Here is a 16,449-nt window from a genome sequence, read left to right as displayed (position 1 = left end):
CTTACTTGCTGGCGCTGGCCGTCTTCACGGCGGCGGCATTGGCCACGCGCACTGTGTCGCCGTCGGCGAGGAAGGCACCGCCCGAGGCCACCACGCTGGTGCCCGCCTCGATGCCCTTGGTGATCTCCACGCGGTCGCCGATGCGGCGTCCCACGCTGACCTTGGTCTCGGCCACCTTCGAATCGGCGCCCACGCGCATCACGTAGCTGAAGCCCTCGCGCATCTGCACGGCGCTTTGCGGCAGCGTCAGGCCCTGGCCGGAGCCGATCTCGAAATCACCGCGGGCGAACATGCCGGCACGCGCATCGCCGTTGCCGGCGAGGTCGACGTAGACGATGCCGTTGCGGGTCTTGTCGTCCACGGTGGGCGCGACCATGCGCACCTTGCCGCTGATGGCCGCGCCGCTGGGCGTGGAGACGCTGGCGACCATGCCGGCCTTCACGCGTCCGAGGTCGGAAGCCGGCACTTCGGCGCGCCATTCGAGCCGGCCCTGGCGGATCAGGCGGAACAGCTCGGTGCCTGCGGGCATCACCGCGCCGACGGTGGCGCTGCGTGCCGAGATGACGCCGTTGTCGGGCGCCACCACCTTGGTCTGCTGCATGCGCAGCTGCTGTGTCTTCGCCGCGGCCTGCTGGGCGTCCAGCCGCGCCTTGGCTGTGCGCTCGGCGGTGAGGTACTGGTTGATCTGCTGGGCGCTGAGCGCGCCGGTGGTGGACAGCTCGCGCGCACGCTGCGCATTGGCAGAGGCTTCGGCCAGGGTGGCCTCGGCTTCGGCGACGGCCGCGCGCGTCTGGTTCCACTCCGCCTGCACGGTGTCGGGCGCGAAGTTGGCCAGCACCTGGCCTTTCTTCACCACGTCGCCGACGTTCGCATGCACCTCGGCCAGGCGCAGGCCATTGGCTTCGGTGCCGATGACGGCTTCCTGCCAGGCGGCGATGTTTCCGTTGGCGCTGATCTTCTGCGCGATGGTCATCGACTGCGGCGTGGTGGTGGTGACGGTGAGGGCGGCCCGCGCAGCGGGAGCGGGCTTGGGGTCGTCGGCAGCCTTCACCACGATGGCGGCGGCGGACACGCCGGCGATGACGACGACCGACAGGGCGGCCGCAAGGGGTTTGCGCTGGAGGTTCATGAGGTTCTTCGCATTCATTGGGCTTGGGTGGTGCTGGTGGCGGCGGCGGTGTCGAGTTCACCCGCCGACCAGCCCCCGCCGAGGGCGCGGTACAGCGCAATCCAGGCTGCGACGCGTTCGCGGCGCAGGTCGATCAACTGGCTCTCGGCCTGAACGGCGCTGCGCCGCGAGTCCTCGAGTTCGAACAGGCTGGCCAGCCCACCGCGAAAGCGCGACTCGGTGGCGCGGTAGGAGGCCCGGAAGCCTTCGGCTGCGGTGCGCGCGTCTTCGTTGCGCGTGGCCGTGCTCTGCAGCTGCACCAGGGCTTCCTCCACCTCGCGCACCGCGTTGCGCAGCTTGCCGCGGTAGGCGGAGGCCGCCTCGTCGTAGCGGGCGCGTGCGGCGTCCACGTTGGCGGCACGGCGGCCGGCATCGAAGATCGGCAGGCTCACGCTCAGCGGTCCGACGGACCAGAGGGTGCCGTTGGTGGAGATGCCGCCGCCCTCGAATCGGCCGGCGGTGATGGAGCCGTTCAGGCTGATGTGCGGCAGCCGCTGCGCGCGGGCCTGCGACACATCGGCGCTGGCGGCCACCAGGTCGCGCGAGGCGATGACGAGGTCGGGCCGCTGGTTCAGCACCTCGCCGGGCACCGCGGCGACGCTGATCTCCGCCGGCTGCGGCAACTGCGCCTTGCGCGGTGCGAGCTGGGCGCGCAGTGCGGGCTCATCGATGCCGGTCAGGGCCACGAGTGCCTTCAGGTTCACGTCGCACTGGGCGCGTTGCGCGGTGAGCTGGGCCGAGGCCTGCGCGGCGCTGGCGCGGGCGAGGGCTTCCGTGGCCGGGGCCTGGAAGCCGGCCTTGGCGGTGAGCTGCGTGAGGCGCGCGGTCTCGGCGCGGGAGGTGGCGTCGGTCTGCGTCTGGTCCAGCAAGGCCTCGCAGGCGCGCAGGCTCACATAGCTCAGCGCGGTCTCGGCGGCCACGGAGACGCGGGCGTCATGCCAGCCGGCCTGCGCGCCTTCGAAGCGTGCCTGTGCGGCGTCGCGGCCGGCACGTGCACCGCCGAAGACGTCCAGTTCCCAGGAGGCCTGCAAGCCGGCGGAGGCGGTGTTGCCCAGGGGCGTGGTGAGGTCGGTGCGGCCGCGCACGAGGCTGGCGTTGGCGTTCACCTCGGGTGCCAGGGCGGCGCCGGCGGCAGTCCGCGTGGCGCGTGCGGCTTCGACGCGGGCGCGGGCGGAGGCCAGCGTGGGGCTCACCTGCTGCGCGGCCTCGATCAGCTGGGCCAGCGTGGGGTCGTCGAACTGCTGCCACCAGCGCTTGAGGTCGGCAGCCTGGCCTTGATGGGGCAAGGGGGCCTGCCATTGGGCAGGCACGCCCTCGGACGAGCTGGCTTGCGGTGCCACCGGCGTGCCGGCGCAGGCGGCCAGCAGGCCGAGGGCGGCCAGGCTGGCGGCAAGGCCGTGGAGCCGGTTCCAATGAATGCGGCGCGACGTGGAGGAATCAACGGCGATCATGTGTTCTCTTTCTTCTGGCCCTTGGCGGTCTTGCGCGCGGCCAGCGGTGACGGCGCGTTCTTGCGGCGCCTGGTTTCTGCGTCGATCAGGGCCTGGGCGTACATCACCAGGCGCTCGGCCCACAGGTCCACCGCCTCGGGGGTGGCGGACAGTTGCGGCGCGATCGCTTCGATCACGTCGCGGCTCACGAACAGGTGCACGCCCAGCCCGCAGATGGACACAGCCAGGCGATGCACCTCGTCATCGGCTTGCTCCAGCCCGAACTGCCGGCAGAGCAGGGCGACCAGCGCTGCATGCATCGGTTTGATGCCGTTGGCGATTTCCTCTTCCCACAGCCCGGTGGGCTCCAGCATCTCGCGGCAATGCAGCTTGATGCACAGCCGCGCCGTTTCGTCGTGCTTGAGCGGCTCGATGAAGCCGCCCAGCATGCAGGCCAGCGCGTCGCGCAGCTTGCACGCGGGGTCGAACAGGATGGACATGTCCTGCGCCGGCGCATCGATGGGCTCCAGGAACACGGCGCGGTACAGGCCCGCCTTGTCGCCGAAGTAATAGCTGATGGCTGCGACGTTGGTACCCGCCGCTTCGGCAATTTCCCGCGTCGAGGTCTTGGCGAAGCCCTGGGTGGCGAAAAGACGCAGCCCGGCGTACAGCAGCCTCTGCCGAGACTGCTCGCCGTCGCTGCGCGTGGCGCGCTGACGTTCCGGTGCGAGAGACATGGCGCCGGACTCTAGCAGTTAAATCAAACGTTTGATTGACTTAACTAGCGCGTTTCGGACAAGAAGCGGATGGCCGGACTCGACTGTTGCATGTGGTGGGATGGCCGGACGCGACGAAGGGTCAAGTTACAGCAGGTTTCGTCCAAACCCTCTCACAGCGGGAGGCTGGCCTGGGTGCCCACAGGCTGCGGAATCTGCTCGCCCAGCCCGGTGCGGGCCGAGGTCGGCGAACGCTTCATCAGCACCGCATGCGGCACGTAACCGCGCGAATCCAGGTTCCAGCCTTCGGTGGCGGCTTCGTCGGGCAACTGCTGCGCCCGCAGCGCGCCCAGCTTCTTCGCGTTGGCGCGCGCCACCAGTTCCTCGCACTGCGTCGCGGTGAGCAGGCGGGCGAATGCGGTCCAGCGCTTGAGCACCAGCGGGTTGCGCCAGGCGTCCTCGATGGCCCAGCGGGTGTGCTGCTTGCCGTTGGCGCGGCTGGCCTCCAGCACCCGCGGCAGCAGGGCGTGGAAGAAGGTGAGGAAGGCGCGGCGAGCGGGCTTGCCCGGCAGCATCGCTTCGAAACGCGCGGCGCGGTGGCTCCAGCCCGGGGCCATGAGCTGCTGGCTGATGAAGGCCTGCAGCGCCTGCACCGGGTTGAACATGCGCAGGCGGTTGGGCGGCAGCACCAGCATGGGGATGGTGCTGGCTTCTTCGTGCGACATCGGCTCCACATAGCTGCACAGCACGGCCACGCGGCTCCACTGGCAGGCGCTGAGGCCATCGATGCCGCCCAGCTTGCCGGCCTCGATCTGCTTGACGAAGCGCAGCGCGTCGTGGAAGCCGTAGCCTGCCTTGGCATGGTTGGCCTTGGTGCTGATGACGGCCAGGTTGCCCGCGGCATAGCCGGCGTCGTTTCGGACGCGGTCCACCGAGGCGTCGGAGCTGTCCAGCGTGGCGGTGCTGAGTGCGGTGCGCGTGATGGGGCAGTGGCTCACTTCCAGCTGCGACAGGTAGTTGGGCGTGACCTGCATGAGTTCTACGCTGCGGCCGCGCAGCCAGGCGTGCAGGCGCAGCTGCAGCCACTTGCGCACCGGGCGGGTGGCGGCCAGGGTGCGGGACCCGAACGCGGCCTGGCCGGCCAGCAGGCCGTTGCGCAGCGGCGAGGGCTCCTGCGCGTAGGGGGCCGGCGGCACGAGGCGGTAGTGGGCGTAGTCCCATCCCAGCTCGAAGCCGATGTGCTCGTGTGCGGTGACGGTGTTGGCCGTCGTGAAGAGTTCGGTGGTCATGGGTCGCTCCTGGTTGGTGGTTGAGTGATGGGAGCGAAGTTTTCCGGCTCACTGGCTCATTAAATGAGCCACCAGGATCGCGTGAGGACTTTTCGAAGCTGGCGTATGCTCCGCGCCACTGGCTCATCTGGTGAGCCACCAGCGGGATATACGACTGTCTGCCATGGATAGAACTGAACGCTTTTACAAGATTGAACTGCTGCTGCGGGGACGCGGCTGCGTGAGCTTTGACACCTTGCAACAAGAGCTCGACGTTTCCCCCGCCACCCTCAAGCGCGACCTGCAATACCTGCGCGACCGCTTGTCCGCGCCCATCGTCTACGACCGCTTCGACAACGGCTACCGCTTCGACGCCGAGGCGGCCGGCATGAAGGGCGCGGCGCGGCAGGAACTGCCCGGCATGTGGTTCAGCGAGAAGGAGATCCACGCGCTCCTGACCATGCACCAGCTGATGGCTGGCCTGGACGACGATGGCGTGCTCTCGCGCCACCTCGCGCCGATGATGGACAAGCTGCAAGGCATGCTGGGCGCCGACGAGAGCGAGGCCAAGGAGCTGATGCGCCGGGTGAAGGTGATCTCACCCGCGCGCCGCCGCGTGCCCAGCCGGCACTTCGAGTTGCTGGGCAGCGCGCTGGTGCAGCGCAAGCGGGTGTGGCTGCGCTACTTCAAGCGCAGCGACCGCAGCACCAGCGAGCGCGAAGTCTCGCCGCAGCGCCTGGTGAACTACCGCAACACCTGGTACCTGGACGCCTGGTGCCATGCCAGCGAAGGCCTGCGCCGCTTCGCGCTGGATGCGGTGCAGGAGGCGCGGGCGCTGGACCACAAGGCGCGGCACGTGTCCATCAAGGACCTGGAGTCCGAGCTGGATGCGGGCTACGGCATCTATGGCGGCGGCCAGCGCGTGAAGTGGGCGACGCTGCGCTTCAACGCCGAGGCCGCGCAGTGGGTGGCCAACGAGGAATGGCATGCGCAGCAGAAGGCCCGCTGGCTGGACGACGGCCGCTACGAACTGCAGGTGCCGTACGGCGACCCGACGGAGCTGGTGATGGACATCCTGCGCCACGGCGAGACGGTGGAGGTGGTGGGCGACAAGTCGCTGGTGGGCATCATCACGGCGCGCACGCGCGGCGCCGCCGGGTTGTACGCTTGACGATCCCTGTTTGAAAGAAGGACTGATGAAAGCAATCTGGAACGGCACCGTCATCGCCGAAAGCAATGACATCGTGGTGGTCGAAGGCAACCACTACTTCCCCGAGGGCAGCCTGAACCGGCAGTACGTGACCTTCAGCAACCACCGCTCCAGCTGCCCATGGAAGGGCCAGGCGTACTACTACAGCCTGATGGTCAACGGCGAGCTGAACCCCGACGCGGTCTGGTACTACCCGGAACCGAGCGAGGCGGCGCAGGAGATCAAGGGCCGCGTCGCTTTCTGGAAGGGCGTCAAGATTGAAGATTGAGGGGACGCCGTGGCGCTGACCATCGTCCACCGCCGCCGCCTTCGCGCGATCTGGCGTTCAGCGGGCTGGCCGTGCCAGGACATGGTCGAGGTCGAGCTGCTGGCTGAAGGGTGGCTCGAACGGGTGCGCCACGACACCGGCCACGAGACGCTGCGTGTCACCGACACCGGCGTGGCCGTGCTGGCCGAAACGCTGCAACGCAACCGCGCGGCACGTGATGCCCACGAAGAGCTGGTCGAACGCGTGGCCCGCGACATGACACGCGCCGGCCGCATCGCCTGGCGTGGCCTGGGCCTGCGTGCCAAGGTGGGCGACGACTGGGTGATGGCCATGCCCGACGTCTTCTCCATCCGCAACACCACGGTGGAGGACTACCTCGAGCCGGTGGTGCACGAGATCAAGGTGCGGCGCGCCGACCTGCTGTCGGACCTCAAGCGCGAGGCCAAGCGCTCGGCCTACCTGCAGCTGTGCGGCGAGTGCTGGTACGTGATCCGCGAAGGCATCGCCAGGCCCGAGGAGATCCCGCCCGAATGCGGCGTGATCGTCGCTGGTGACAACGTGCTGGATGTCGCCCGCCCCGCCCCGAGGCGAGCGATGAAGCTGCCCTTCCAGGCCTGGATGGCGCTGGCCAAGGCGACGCCCGTGGAAGGCGCCATCCACGACGACTCGCAAAGCTGGCTGGGCGCGCCTAGCGTGGAGTGAACATGCGCAGCGCCAGGGCGACGGCCAGCAGCACGAACAGGGTCACGTCGATGCACATCACCCGCGTCAAGGCGGCGTTCAGCGGCAGGCCGATGGCCAGTGCGACGAAGCTGCCGGTGGCCAGCATGGCCGCTGCCAGTGCCAGCTCCTGCACAGGGGCCTGCGCAGCGCGCGTGCTGGCCAGCAGGCCCAGGCCGACCAGTGCCAGCAGCACGGCGCGATGCCGCATCAGCAGCAGCGGCAGCGGTTCGGTGAAGTCCAGTCCGTACAGGCGCGACAGTTGCTGCGAACCCAACAGGCCTGCGGCCGGCAGCAAGTGGAAAACGGACGTGATGACGAGAGCTGCCTGCACGACCCAGTGATTGAAGCGCATGGACACAGTGTCGAAGCCGCCCCACGCACGCGCAATGACCTTGGACGTCATTGCCCGCCGCTGGCTGAGCGACACTCGACGACTTGCCAGGAGTTCCCCATGAAGGCACGCCTTTGCATCCTCGGCGCCGCGGTCATCCTCGCGGCGTGCAACAGATCGCCCGAGTCCTCGGCGGCGGCCACCCCGACCGCCGCCATCCCCGCGTCCACGGCCAAGGCCGAGGCTGCGCACGACGCCCCCGCCATCGCCTGGAAGCAGGCCGCCAGCGACGCCGACGTCGATGCCGCCTTCGCGCGGGCCAAGGCCGACCGCAAGCCGGTCTTCGTCTACTGGGGCGCCAAGTGGTGTCCGCCGTGCAACCAGGTGAAGGCGACGCTCTTCAACCGCATGGACTTCATCGAGCGCTCGCGCGCCTTCGTGCCGGTCTACATCGACGGCGACAGCCCCGGCGCGCAGAAGCTGGGCACGCGCTTCAAGGTGCGTGGCTACCCGACCATGCTGCTGTTCAACGCCGACGGCGTGGAGCTGACGCGGCTGCCCGGCGAGGTGGATGCCTCGCAGTACACGCAGGTGTTGACGCTGGGCATGAATGCGCAACGGCCGGTGAAGGCGGTGCTGGCCGATGCCCGCGCTGGCGGCACGGGCCTCACACCCAATGACTGGAAGCTGCTGGCCTTCTACTCCTGGGAAACCGATGAGCAGCAGGTCGTGCCCAAGGACCAGTCCGCCGCCGTGCTCAAGCAGCTCGCGCAGGCTTGCCCGGCCGACCAGGCCGAGACGGCGACGCGCCTCATGCTCAAGGCCGTTGCCGCGATGGCCGACCATCCGCAGCCCGATGCGAAGACCCGCGAGAAGGTGGTGGCCGTGCTGGCCGATGCCAACGCCGCACGCGCGCACATGGACGTGCTGACCAACAACGCGGCAGACATCGTCAAGGCGCTGAGCGTGGACAAGTCCGCCGAGCGTGCGCAGCTGGTCGACGCCTTCAACGCTTCGCTGAAGACGCTGGAAGCCGACACCAGCCTGTCGCGTGCGGATCGCATCACCGCGCTGGCCGCACGCGTGGATCTCGCCAGGCTCGACAAGGGCCAGCCCACGCCCGCGCTGCAGGCGCAGGTGCGCGAGCACAGCGCCCGCGTGGACCGCGAGATCACCGATGGCTACGAGCGCCAGGCTGTTATCACGGCCGCGGCCTCCACGTTGGCCGACGCCGGCCTGCTGGACGATTCCGACGCCCTGCTCAAGGCCAACCTCGGCAAGAGCCATTCACCGTACTACCTGATGTCCGAGCTGGCCGCCAATGCGAAGAAGCGCGGCGACAAGACCGAGGCGCTGCACTGGTTGCAGGAGGCGTTCGACAAGTCCGAAGGCCCGGCCACGCGGCTGCAGTGGGGCGCGTCCTACGTGAGTGCGCTGGTGGAGCTGGCGCCGCAGGACGAGAAGCGCATCGAGTCGGCGGTGTCGCGGCTGTTCGACGAAGCGGCGGCGCAGCCCAACGCCTTCTATGAACGCAGTGCGCGCTCGATGCAGAAGGTGGGCACCCGGCTGGTCGACTGGAACAAGTCCAAGGCCCATGCCGAGCCGTTCAAGCGCCTGCAGGCGCAGCTTGACGGCGTGTGCGCCAAGCTGCCCGCCGATGACGCGCAGCGTGCGGTGTGCACCGGACTGCTCAAGCCCAAGACAGCCTGAGCCCGCTTCAATCCCCGCGAGCTTGCAGCCAGGCCCGCGGCGACGAGCCCACCCGCGCCGCGAAAGCCCGCGACAGCGCCGATGCGCTGCCATAGCCCACCTTTGCCGCCACGTGCTTGATGGCTTCGCCGCCCGCCAGCCGCTGCTGCGCGAGCGCGAGCCGCCACTGCGCCAGATGCTCGGCCGGCGTGTCGCCCACCACGCGCTTGAAGGCCGCCGCGAAGGCACTGCGCGACATGCCGGCCTTGTCGGCCAGCGCCGGCAGGTCCCACGGATGTGCCGGCTCGTCGTGCATGGCCACCAGCGCCTTGGACAGCTGCGGATCGGCCAGCCCCGCGAGCAGGCCTTCGGGCAGGTCCTCGCGGTCCAGCAGCCAACGCAGGAGCTGGATGAGCAGCACCTCGAACAGCCGGTTGGCCAGCAGGGGCCGCCCGCAGCGCGTGTGGTCGGCCTCGGCGAACAGCAGGTCCAGCGTGGACGCGAGCGAGGGGGCCTGCGACAGCGGCACCAGCACCAGCGGCGGCAGGGCGCGCGCCAGCGGATGCATGGCGCCGCCTTCGAAGCGCAAGGTGGCGCACACGAGCTGCGAGCCCTGCTCGGGCGGGTAGATGAAGTCGTGGTTCCAGGGCTGCGGGTAGAACAGCAGGGCCGGCTCGGCAACGCTCAGGCGTTGCGGCGGGCTGCCGGGGGACTGGCGGTGCTCGATCTCCATCGAGCCTTCGCGCAGCACATGCAGGTAGCCCAAACCAGGGTCGGCGCTGAAATGGGTGCGGCCGCACAAGGGGCCGGCATGGAACATCTGGGCCGACACGCGAAAGCGGTCGAAGAGGCTGGTGAGTCGATCGACAGGCATGGTTGGACGAATGGTATCGATTTGTGGATTCGATGTCACCTATCGTCCTGAGATGGACGGGACACTGTCGGTGTGCAAGTTCGCACGCATCGATTCACACCTGGAGAAACCAGCATGTCCCGCATCGCTCCCGTCACCGCCTCCAACACCCCTGCTGCTTCCGCGCCGCTGCTGGCTGCCGTCAAGGCCAAGCTGGGCTTCACGCCCAACATGATGTCCACCATGGCCCATGCCACGCCGGTGCTGCGCGGCTACCTGGGCCTGTCGGAGGCGCTCGCGTCCGGTTCGCTCAATGCCCGCGAGCGCGAGCTGATCGCGCTGGCCGTGGGTGAGGCCAACCAGTGCGAGTACTGCGTGAGCGCCCATGCGGCGATCGGCAAGGGCGCGGGGCTGGCTGACGCCGAGGTCGCTGCCGCCCGGCAGGGGCGTGCCGCCAGCGGCCGCGAAGACGCCCTCGTGCGCCTGGCGCAGGCGGTGGCGCGGGACCGCACCGGCGTGTCCGATGCATCGGTCGCCGCGGCGCGCGAAGCGGGCTTCAGCGACGCCGAGCTGCTGGAGGTGGTGGCGCAGGTGGCGCTGAACGTGCTCACCAACACGGTGAACCACATCGCCCGCACGGAGGTGGACTTCCCGGCCGTGCCGCGCCTGCACGGCTGACGGGCACAGGCTGTCACTGCCGCGCTGCGGGCGTGGGCTACGCTTGGCGTCTTTCCCAGAATGCCAGGAGCCCGCCCATGACCCGCACCGTCCTTGATGAAACCCGCATGCTGCCGGTGGTGCGCGAACGCATCGCCAACTGGCATGCGGACATCGTCCACAACGTGCAGGCGGCGGCCAGCTCCAACAACATCCTGGTGGTGGGCATGGCGCAGAACCCCTTCGTGCGCAAGGTGCGCCGCGCCCTCACCGAGGCGCAGCAGCCCTTCCACTACCTGGAATACGGCAGCTACTTCAGCCAGTGGAAGCCGCGCCTGGCGCTCAAGCTGTGGACGGGCTGGCCCACCTTCCCGATGGTGTTCGTGCGCGGCGTGCTGATCGGCGGCTATGAGGAGATGCAGCACCTCATCGAAAGCGGCGAGCTCAAGCGCATGCTGGGCGAGCCTTGAATCCCATGTTCGCGGGCCGAAATTCCCACCCATGGCTCACTGTTCATTGATACAGTGACGGTTGAATTTTCCAGGGTCGAGGAGCGTCCTTCATGTCGATTGCCCGCACCGGTGCCAGCCAGGTAGCGCAGCCTTCCTCCGTCGAGACGCGGATGCGCCGCCTCACCGACCCCGAAGTGAGTTCCATCGTCGACGCCAAGCAGGAGTCCCTGCGCGATCCGGCCGACGCGATGCGCTACCTCAAGGCCAAAGGCTTCCTCACCCCGAGCGGACGCGTGCCCAAGAAATATGGCGGCTAAGCCGCTGGTGGCCAGCGCACCGCCGGCCTGGGACACCTACAAGCAATCGCCCTCCCTCGTCCTCGGCTTCCACGGCTGTGACCGTGACGCGGCCGAAGCCGTGCTCAACGGCTCGACCAAGCACCTCAAGCTCAGCGACAACGAATACGACTGGCTCGGCCCGGGCATCTACTTCTGGGAAGCCGACCCCTGGCGGGCGATGGAGTTCGCCAACGACGCCCGGCTGCGGCCGCAGCTGGCCAATGGCGAGGTCAAGACGCCCTACGTGATCGGCGCGGTGCTGCACCTGGGGCGCTGCTGCAACCTGCTGGACGCCGAATCGCTGGGCGAACTGGAGCGGGCCTACGAGTTCATCGGGAACATCTACCAGCTGGCCCGGCAGCCCATGCCGGAGAACCGCGACGGCGCGGACTTGTCGGCGCGCTTTCGCGACCGGCTGGTGGTGGAGACCATGCACGATCTGCGGCGCGAGAGCGGCATCGAAGCCTACGACAGCGTGCGCGCCGCCTTTTTCGAAGGCGATGCGCTGTACCCCGGTGCGGGCTTCAGGCGCAAGAACCACATCCAGATCGCGGTGCGCAGCGTGCATTGCATCAAGGGCTATTTCCGCCTGCCCGGGATGTGAGGCGGTGCGGCCTGGCGGCCAGGCTTGCCGATCGCCCGCCGCTGCTGCCATTCGTCGCAGGACATCATCGGGCCGCCACGATTCGCAGGCACACTGCGCGCTCGTCTGAAAGGTCTTGCCGATGATCCAAGCTCTCTGGCGCTGCCTGGCCGTGGCGGCGCTGCTCGCGGGGGCGGTCCTGCCGTCGCAGGCCGAGGAGGCCCTCAAGCCCTGCCGCATCCCGGGCATCAAGAACGAGGTGCAGTGCGGTGTCTTGTCCCGGCCGCTGAATCCGGCCGAGCCGGCCGGCACGAAGATCGACGTGCACTACGTCGTCGTGCCTGCGCTCGCGCGGCGCAAGCAGCCCGACCCGGTGTTCATGCTGGCGGGCGGGCCAGGGCAGAGCGCCATCAAGGTCGCACCGCAGGTGATGCCCCTCTTCACGCGGCTGAACAACCGGCGCGACATCGTTCTCGTCGACCAGCGCGGCACCGGCCAGTCCGCGCCGCTCGAATGCGAGGACGTGCGCCACCTGCCGCTGGCGGACCAGTCCGACACCGAGCGCCAGATGAAGGACCTGCGCGAATGCCTGGGCCGGTTGCGCAAGCTGCCCTATGGCGACCTGCGCTTCTTCACCACCACCATCGCCATGCAGGACCTGGACGCCGTCCGCGAGCGCCTGGGTGCGCAGCGGGTGGACCTGGTGGGCGCGTCCTACGGCACGCGGGCGGCACTGGAATACATCCGGCAGTTTCCGAAGCAGGTGCGGCGCGTGGTCATCGACGGCGTCGCGCCGCCGGACATGGTGCTGCCGGCCAGCTTCTCCACCGACAACCAGGCGGCCTTCGATGCGGTGGTGGCGGCCTGCGAGGCCGAGTCGGCGTGCGCCAAGGCCTACCCCAGCCTGCGGGCGGACTGGATCGCGCTGCTGGCGAGCCTGCCCAAGCCAGTGACGGCCGTGCATCCGCTCAGCGGCAAGACCGAGAGCTTCACACTGAGGCGCGACATGGTGCTGGGCTCGGTGCGCGGCCCGTTGTACTCGCCCCTGCTGGCGTCGGTGCTGCCCATGGCCATCACCGAGGCCGCGAAGGGCCGCTATGAGCCGCTGCTGGGCATCAACAGCCTGTTTGGTTCAAGCAAGGGCACGGCACTGGCGATGGGCATGCATTTCTCCGTGGTCTGTGCGGAAGACTTCCCGCGCATGGCGTCGGCCAAGGACGCGCCGGGCCGCGACTTCAACCGCGACTTCTCGCGCGTCTACGACCGCGTGTGTGCCGAGTGGCCGCGCGGCGAGGTGCCCGAGGCCTTCTACTCGATGGCCCCGAGCCCGGCGCCCGTCCTGGTGCTCAGCGGCAGCATCGACCCGGTCACGCCGCCGCGCCATGGCGAGCGCGCGGCCAAGGCGCTGGGCCCATCGGCGATGCATGTGGTCGTGCCCAACATCGGCCATGGGGTGCTCGGCACCGTGCCTTGCATGCGCGACGCAATGTTCCGCTTCATCGAAGCCGAGGACGATGCCGCCGCGCTGAAGCTCGACGTGTCCTGCGCGAAAGGCGTGCCCCGGCCGCCGGCCTATCGCCCCATCGACCTCTCGACGGAGACCGCGAAGAAATGATCACCGTCGAACACCTTGCCAGGCAATTCACTGCGCCCGCCGCGGGCAAGCGCGGCCTGTCGTTCAAGCGTGCCGCACCCCAGGTCGTGAAGGCCGTGCAGGACGTGAGCTTCACCGCACCCGACGGCCGCATCACCGGCCTGCTGGGCCCCAACGGCGCGGGCAAGACGACCAGCCTGCGCATGCTGGCCGGGCTCATCACGCCCGATGCGGGACGCATGTCGGTGGACGGCATCGACGTCGTCGCCCGGCCGCGCGAGGCGCTGTCGCGCATGGGGGTGCTCAGCGATGCGCGGGGCCTGTACCCGCGGCTGACGGCGCGCGAGAACATCGTCTACTACGGCAGCCTGCATGGCTTGTCGCGGGATGCGGCGAACGCACGCGCCGAGACCCTGGCCGCGATGCTGGAGATGACGCCGCTGCTGGACCGCCGCACCGATGGCTTCAGCCAGGGCGAGCGCATGAAGACGGCCCTGGCCCGCGCGCTGGTGCACGACCCGGCCAACATCGTGCTGGACGAACCCACCAACGGGCTGGACGTGCTGGCCACGCGTGCGCTGCGCGACGCCCTGCGCTACCTGCGCACGCCCGAGGGCGGCGGCAAGTGCATCGTGTTCTCCACCCACATCATGCAGGAGGTGGAGCGGCTGTGCGACAGCGTGGTGGTGGTCTCCCACGGCCGCACCGTGGCCTCGGGCAGCGTGGCCGAGCTGCTGGCCCAGACCCGCGAGCAGGACTTCGAGGAAGCGTTCGTGAAACTGGCCTTCGCTGAAGAAGCCGCCCGTCATCTGCAAGAGGTGAAAGCATGAGCTTTGCCAACACATCCTTCCTGCGCACGGCGTTCACCGTGTTCCGCAAGGAGATCACCGACGCCCTGCGTGACCGCCGCACGCTGATGGTGGTGCTGGTGTCCAGCGTGATGATGGGACCGCTGGTGCTCATCGCGCTGTCGTCCTTCATCGCCTCCTTCGAGGCGCGTGCCGAGAAGCGCGAGGTGGTGGTGCTGCACATGGAGCGCGCGCCCAGCCTGAAGAACTACTTCGAGCGCCAGACCTACACCGTCAAGGCGGCACCGGCCGACTACGAGCAGCAGCTGCGCAAGTCCACGCTCGGCGACCCGGTGGTGGTCATTCCCGAGGGCTTCGAGGACGCCATCATCCGCGCCGAATCGCCGGTGGTGGAGGTGGTGAGCGACAGCGCCAACAAGCAGGCCGAGGGCAGCAGCGGGCGCATCCAGCGCCTGTTGCAGGGCTTCGGCCGCGAACGCGCGATGCTGAACCTGGCGGTGCGCGGCGTGTCCGGCGAGTTGCTGGAACCGGTGCAGGTGGAGGAGCGCGACCTGGCCAGCACGCAGACGCGTGCCACGCAGATCACCGGCATGCTGCCCTTCTTCGTGCTGATGGCGGTGCTCTACGGCGCGCTCAACGCGGCGCTGGACACGACCGCCGGCGAGCGCGAGCGCGGCTCGCTGGAGCCGCTGCTGATGAACCCGGCCGAGCGCGCGGCGCTGGTGCTGGGCAAGTGGGGTGCGGTGGCATCACTGAGCATGCTCATCGCGGTGTTGAGCTGCCTGAGCTTCCTGCCCGCGCAGTGGCTGTTGCGCAGCGACACCCTGCAGGCGATGTTCCAGTTCGGGGCCCGCGAGGCGGGGATGTTCCTGATGGTGCTGCTGCCCTTCGCCGCGGCGTTGTCGGCGGTGCTGATGGCGGTGGCCATCCGCTGCAAGACCTTCAAGGAGGCGCAGGCCAACAGCACGGTGGTGATCCTCAGCGTGTCGCTGCTGCCCTTGTTCACCGTGTTCAACGAAGGTGGCGAGGCTGGCTGGCACCTGGCGGTGCCGGGCCTGGCGCAGAACGTGTTGATGACGCGCGTGCTCAAGGGCGAGGGCTTCGGCCTTGAGCAGGTGGTGGTGCCGCTGGTGGTGTGCGTGGCGCTGACGGCGGTGGGGGTGTGGTTCGTGGCGAGGATGCTCAGGACCGCTGCGGTGAGGTGACGATCACAAGCCCGCCTTGCTCTTCTCCAACCATCCCAGCGTCTTCGCGTGCAGGCTCTGCACGTACAGGCGATCCGGAGTTTCAGTGATCGCCGTCGTTTCCGGATACGCACCGCTCGGGTCCTGCAAGTCCACCAGCACCTTGCCCGATTCATCGAATGCGAACACGTGCCCGTAGGCCGGCGGCACGGGCCACAGCGCCTTGGGCAGCCGCAGCGCAAGCTTGCGCATCCACGGCTTGCCGGCGTTGTTGTCGATGAACGCGCCGCGTGGCTTGACCAGGCCCACCCACAGGCGGCCATCCAGCCCGCGCATGAGGTTGTCCGGGTGGCCCGGCAGGTTCTGCAGCAGCAGCGTCACTTCGGCCGGCGGTTTCTTCGCGCTCGCATCCTTCGTGGCGACCGGCAGCTTCCAGATGCGGTACTCCCCCGTCTCATTGACGAAGATGCTCTGCTCGTCGGCGCTCAGTGCCAGGCCGTTGGCAAAGCACAGGTCTGACAGCAGGATGCGCGTGGCCTGGGTGACCGGGTCGTATTCGAGCAGCCGGCCGGTGGACGAATGCTCCACCACGTCCAGCACGCTGGCGGCGAAGGTGCCGCCCCAGGCCTTGGCGCCGAAGCGGCGCGAGGCGTCGGTGAAGTAGACCTTGCCGTTCTTTGCCGCCACCACGCCGTCGGCATAGCGGATGGGGTCGCCATGCACGTTGTCGGTGAGCACCTCGACCTTGGCCGACTCGCCCATGCCCGTGGCGCGCAGCAGGCCGCCGTGGTCGCCGAACATCGGGTCGGCGATGAGCAGGGCGCCGTTCGCGTCGAAGTCGAAGCCCAGCGGCCGGCCGCCGGTGCGCACCACCAGCTCCTTGCCCGAGCCGTCGGGCTTCATGCGCACGATGCTGCCGCTGGCGAGCGCCGCGTACACCCAGCCGTCGCGCACCACGATGTGCTCGGGGCCTTCGTCGCCCGACAGGTCGATGGCGTTCAGGCCGGCGAGCTTCTGGTTCACCGCATGCGGGCCGACGTAGCCCGGTGCGGCCGGCGCCACCCAGGGCTCGGGCGCGACCGGCACCGGCCACACCAGCAGGTAGCCCGCGAGCAGGAGCACGAGGGCGGCAAGCGTGAGGAAGACGCGGCGCATGGATTCCCTTCCGGTTCGGGT

18 protein-coding genes are annotated in these 16,449 nt (G+C 69.0%); 11 read left to right on the top strand and 7 right to left on the bottom strand.

Annotated features, from left to right (window positions below; translation table 11 throughout):
- Position 1 precedes the first annotated feature (1 nt).
- From DZC73_RS13565 to DZC73_RS13550, 4 genes are all read right to left on the bottom strand, one after another.
- Entirely contained in the window at positions 2-1,129 is a 1,128-nt protein-coding gene (locus DZC73_RS13565; RefSeq protein WP_124540845.1) for an efflux RND transporter periplasmic adaptor subunit, read from the bottom strand.
- A 14-nt stretch (positions 1,130-1,143) separates the two neighbouring features.
- On the bottom strand, positions 1,144-2,619 hold the full coding sequence (locus DZC73_RS13560; RefSeq protein ID WP_124540844.1) for an efflux transporter outer membrane subunit: 1,476 nt from the start codon (positions 2,617-2,619) through the stop codon (positions 1,144-1,146).
- Positions 2,616-3,335 (bottom strand): CerR family C-terminal domain-containing protein, encoded by a 720-nt coding sequence (locus DZC73_RS13555; RefSeq protein WP_124540843.1) that lies wholly within the window; start codon positions 3,333-3,335, stop codon positions 2,616-2,618. The genes DZC73_RS13560 and DZC73_RS13555 overlap by 4 nt, the downstream gene beginning before the upstream one ends.
- 152 nt (positions 3,336-3,487) lie before the next feature.
- Entirely contained in the window at positions 3,488-4,603 is a 1,116-nt protein-coding gene (locus DZC73_RS13550) for a hypothetical protein (RefSeq protein WP_124540842.1), read from the bottom strand.
- Positions 4,604-4,766: 163 nt separating this feature from the next.
- Here DZC73_RS13550 and DZC73_RS13545 point away from each other — a divergent pair, with 163 nt between their 5' ends.
- Genes DZC73_RS13545 through DZC73_RS13535 form a run of 3 tightly spaced genes read left to right on the top strand, consistent with a single transcriptional unit; the run spans position 4,767 to position 6,762 of the window.
- On the top strand, positions 4,767-5,753 hold the full coding sequence (locus DZC73_RS13545; RefSeq protein ID WP_124540841.1) for a helix-turn-helix transcriptional regulator: 987 nt from the start codon (positions 4,767-4,769) through the stop codon (positions 5,751-5,753).
- 25 nt (positions 5,754-5,778) lie between these two features.
- A complete protein-coding gene (locus DZC73_RS13540; RefSeq protein ID WP_124540840.1) occupies positions 5,779-6,060 on the top strand; it encodes a DUF427 domain-containing protein in 282 nt (93 codons plus the stop codon).
- Between the two features lie 9 nt (positions 6,061-6,069).
- Complete coding sequence (locus DZC73_RS13535) at positions 6,070-6,762, top strand: hypothetical protein (RefSeq protein ID WP_124540839.1); 693 nt, start codon at positions 6,070-6,072, stop codon at positions 6,760-6,762.
- Here the strand turns inward: DZC73_RS13535 and DZC73_RS13530 are convergent.
- The gene (locus DZC73_RS13530; RefSeq protein ID WP_124540838.1) at positions 6,749-7,186 is read right to left on the bottom strand and encodes a phosphopantetheine adenylyltransferase; all 438 of its coding nucleotides are present in this window, start codon (positions 7,184-7,186) and stop codon (positions 6,749-6,751) included. The two genes, DZC73_RS13535 and DZC73_RS13530, sit on opposite strands and share 14 nt — an antisense overlap.
- A gap of 48 nt (positions 7,187-7,234) precedes the next feature.
- Between DZC73_RS13530 and DZC73_RS13525 the strand changes: the two genes are divergently transcribed.
- On the top strand, positions 7,235-8,824 hold the full coding sequence (locus DZC73_RS13525; RefSeq protein WP_124540837.1) for a thioredoxin family protein: 1,590 nt from the start codon (positions 7,235-7,237) through the stop codon (positions 8,822-8,824).
- A gap of 7 nt (positions 8,825-8,831) precedes the next feature.
- Here DZC73_RS13525 and DZC73_RS13520 read toward each other — a convergent pair whose 3' ends face one another.
- Positions 8,832-9,677: an AraC family transcriptional regulator gene (locus DZC73_RS13520; protein ID WP_124540836.1), complete on the bottom strand. Its 846-nt coding sequence runs from the start codon at positions 9,675-9,677 to the stop codon at positions 8,832-8,834.
- Between the two features lie 114 nt (positions 9,678-9,791).
- Here DZC73_RS13520 and DZC73_RS13515 point away from each other — a divergent pair, with 114 nt between their 5' ends.
- From DZC73_RS13515 to DZC73_RS13485, 7 genes are all read left to right on the top strand, one after another.
- Positions 9,792-10,334 (top strand): carboxymuconolactone decarboxylase family protein, encoded by a 543-nt coding sequence (locus tag DZC73_RS13515; protein ID WP_124540835.1) that lies wholly within the window; start codon positions 9,792-9,794, stop codon positions 10,332-10,334.
- Between the two features lie 77 nt (positions 10,335-10,411).
- Positions 10,412-10,783 (top strand): glutaredoxin family protein, encoded by a 372-nt coding sequence (locus DZC73_RS13510; protein WP_124540834.1) that lies wholly within the window; start codon positions 10,412-10,414, stop codon positions 10,781-10,783.
- Positions 10,784-10,875: 92 nt separating this feature from the next.
- Positions 10,876-11,082 carry a hypothetical protein gene (locus DZC73_RS13505; RefSeq protein ID WP_124540833.1) on the top strand — a complete coding sequence of 69 codons (207 nt, stop codon included), beginning with the start codon at positions 10,876-10,878 and terminating at the stop codon, positions 11,080-11,082.
- The gene (locus DZC73_RS13500) at positions 11,072-11,707 is read left to right on the top strand and encodes a hypothetical protein (protein ID WP_124540832.1); all 636 of its coding nucleotides are present in this window, start codon (positions 11,072-11,074) and stop codon (positions 11,705-11,707) included. The genes DZC73_RS13505 and DZC73_RS13500 overlap by 11 nt, the downstream gene beginning before the upstream one ends.
- Before the next feature lie 121 nt (positions 11,708-11,828).
- The gene (locus tag DZC73_RS13495) at positions 11,829-13,301 is read left to right on the top strand and encodes an alpha/beta hydrolase (protein WP_124540831.1); all 1,473 of its coding nucleotides are present in this window, start codon (positions 11,829-11,831) and stop codon (positions 13,299-13,301) included.
- Positions 13,298-14,110 carry an ABC transporter ATP-binding protein gene (locus DZC73_RS13490; protein WP_124540830.1) on the top strand — a complete coding sequence of 271 codons (813 nt, stop codon included), beginning with the start codon at positions 13,298-13,300 and terminating at the stop codon, positions 14,108-14,110. The genes DZC73_RS13495 and DZC73_RS13490 overlap by 4 nt, the downstream gene beginning before the upstream one ends.
- Positions 14,107-15,294 (top strand): ABC transporter permease, encoded by a 1,188-nt coding sequence (locus tag DZC73_RS13485; protein WP_124540829.1) that lies wholly within the window; start codon positions 14,107-14,109, stop codon positions 15,292-15,294. The genes DZC73_RS13490 and DZC73_RS13485 overlap by 4 nt, the downstream gene beginning before the upstream one ends.
- A 3-nt stretch (positions 15,295-15,297) precedes the next feature.
- Here DZC73_RS13485 and DZC73_RS13480 read toward each other — a convergent pair whose 3' ends face one another.
- Positions 15,298-16,428 carry an SMP-30/gluconolactonase/LRE family protein gene (locus tag DZC73_RS13480; protein ID WP_124540828.1) on the bottom strand — a complete coding sequence of 377 codons (1,131 nt, stop codon included), beginning with the start codon at positions 16,426-16,428 and terminating at the stop codon, positions 15,298-15,300.
- Between the last annotated feature and the right edge of the window lie 21 nt (positions 16,429-16,449).

This window comes from Rhizobacter terrae (genome assembly GCF_003852895.1).
Lineage (GTDB): Bacteria > Pseudomonadota > Gammaproteobacteria > Burkholderiales > Burkholderiaceae_C > Albitalea > Albitalea terrae.
This window is presented reverse-complemented; position numbering and strand designations above follow the sequence as displayed.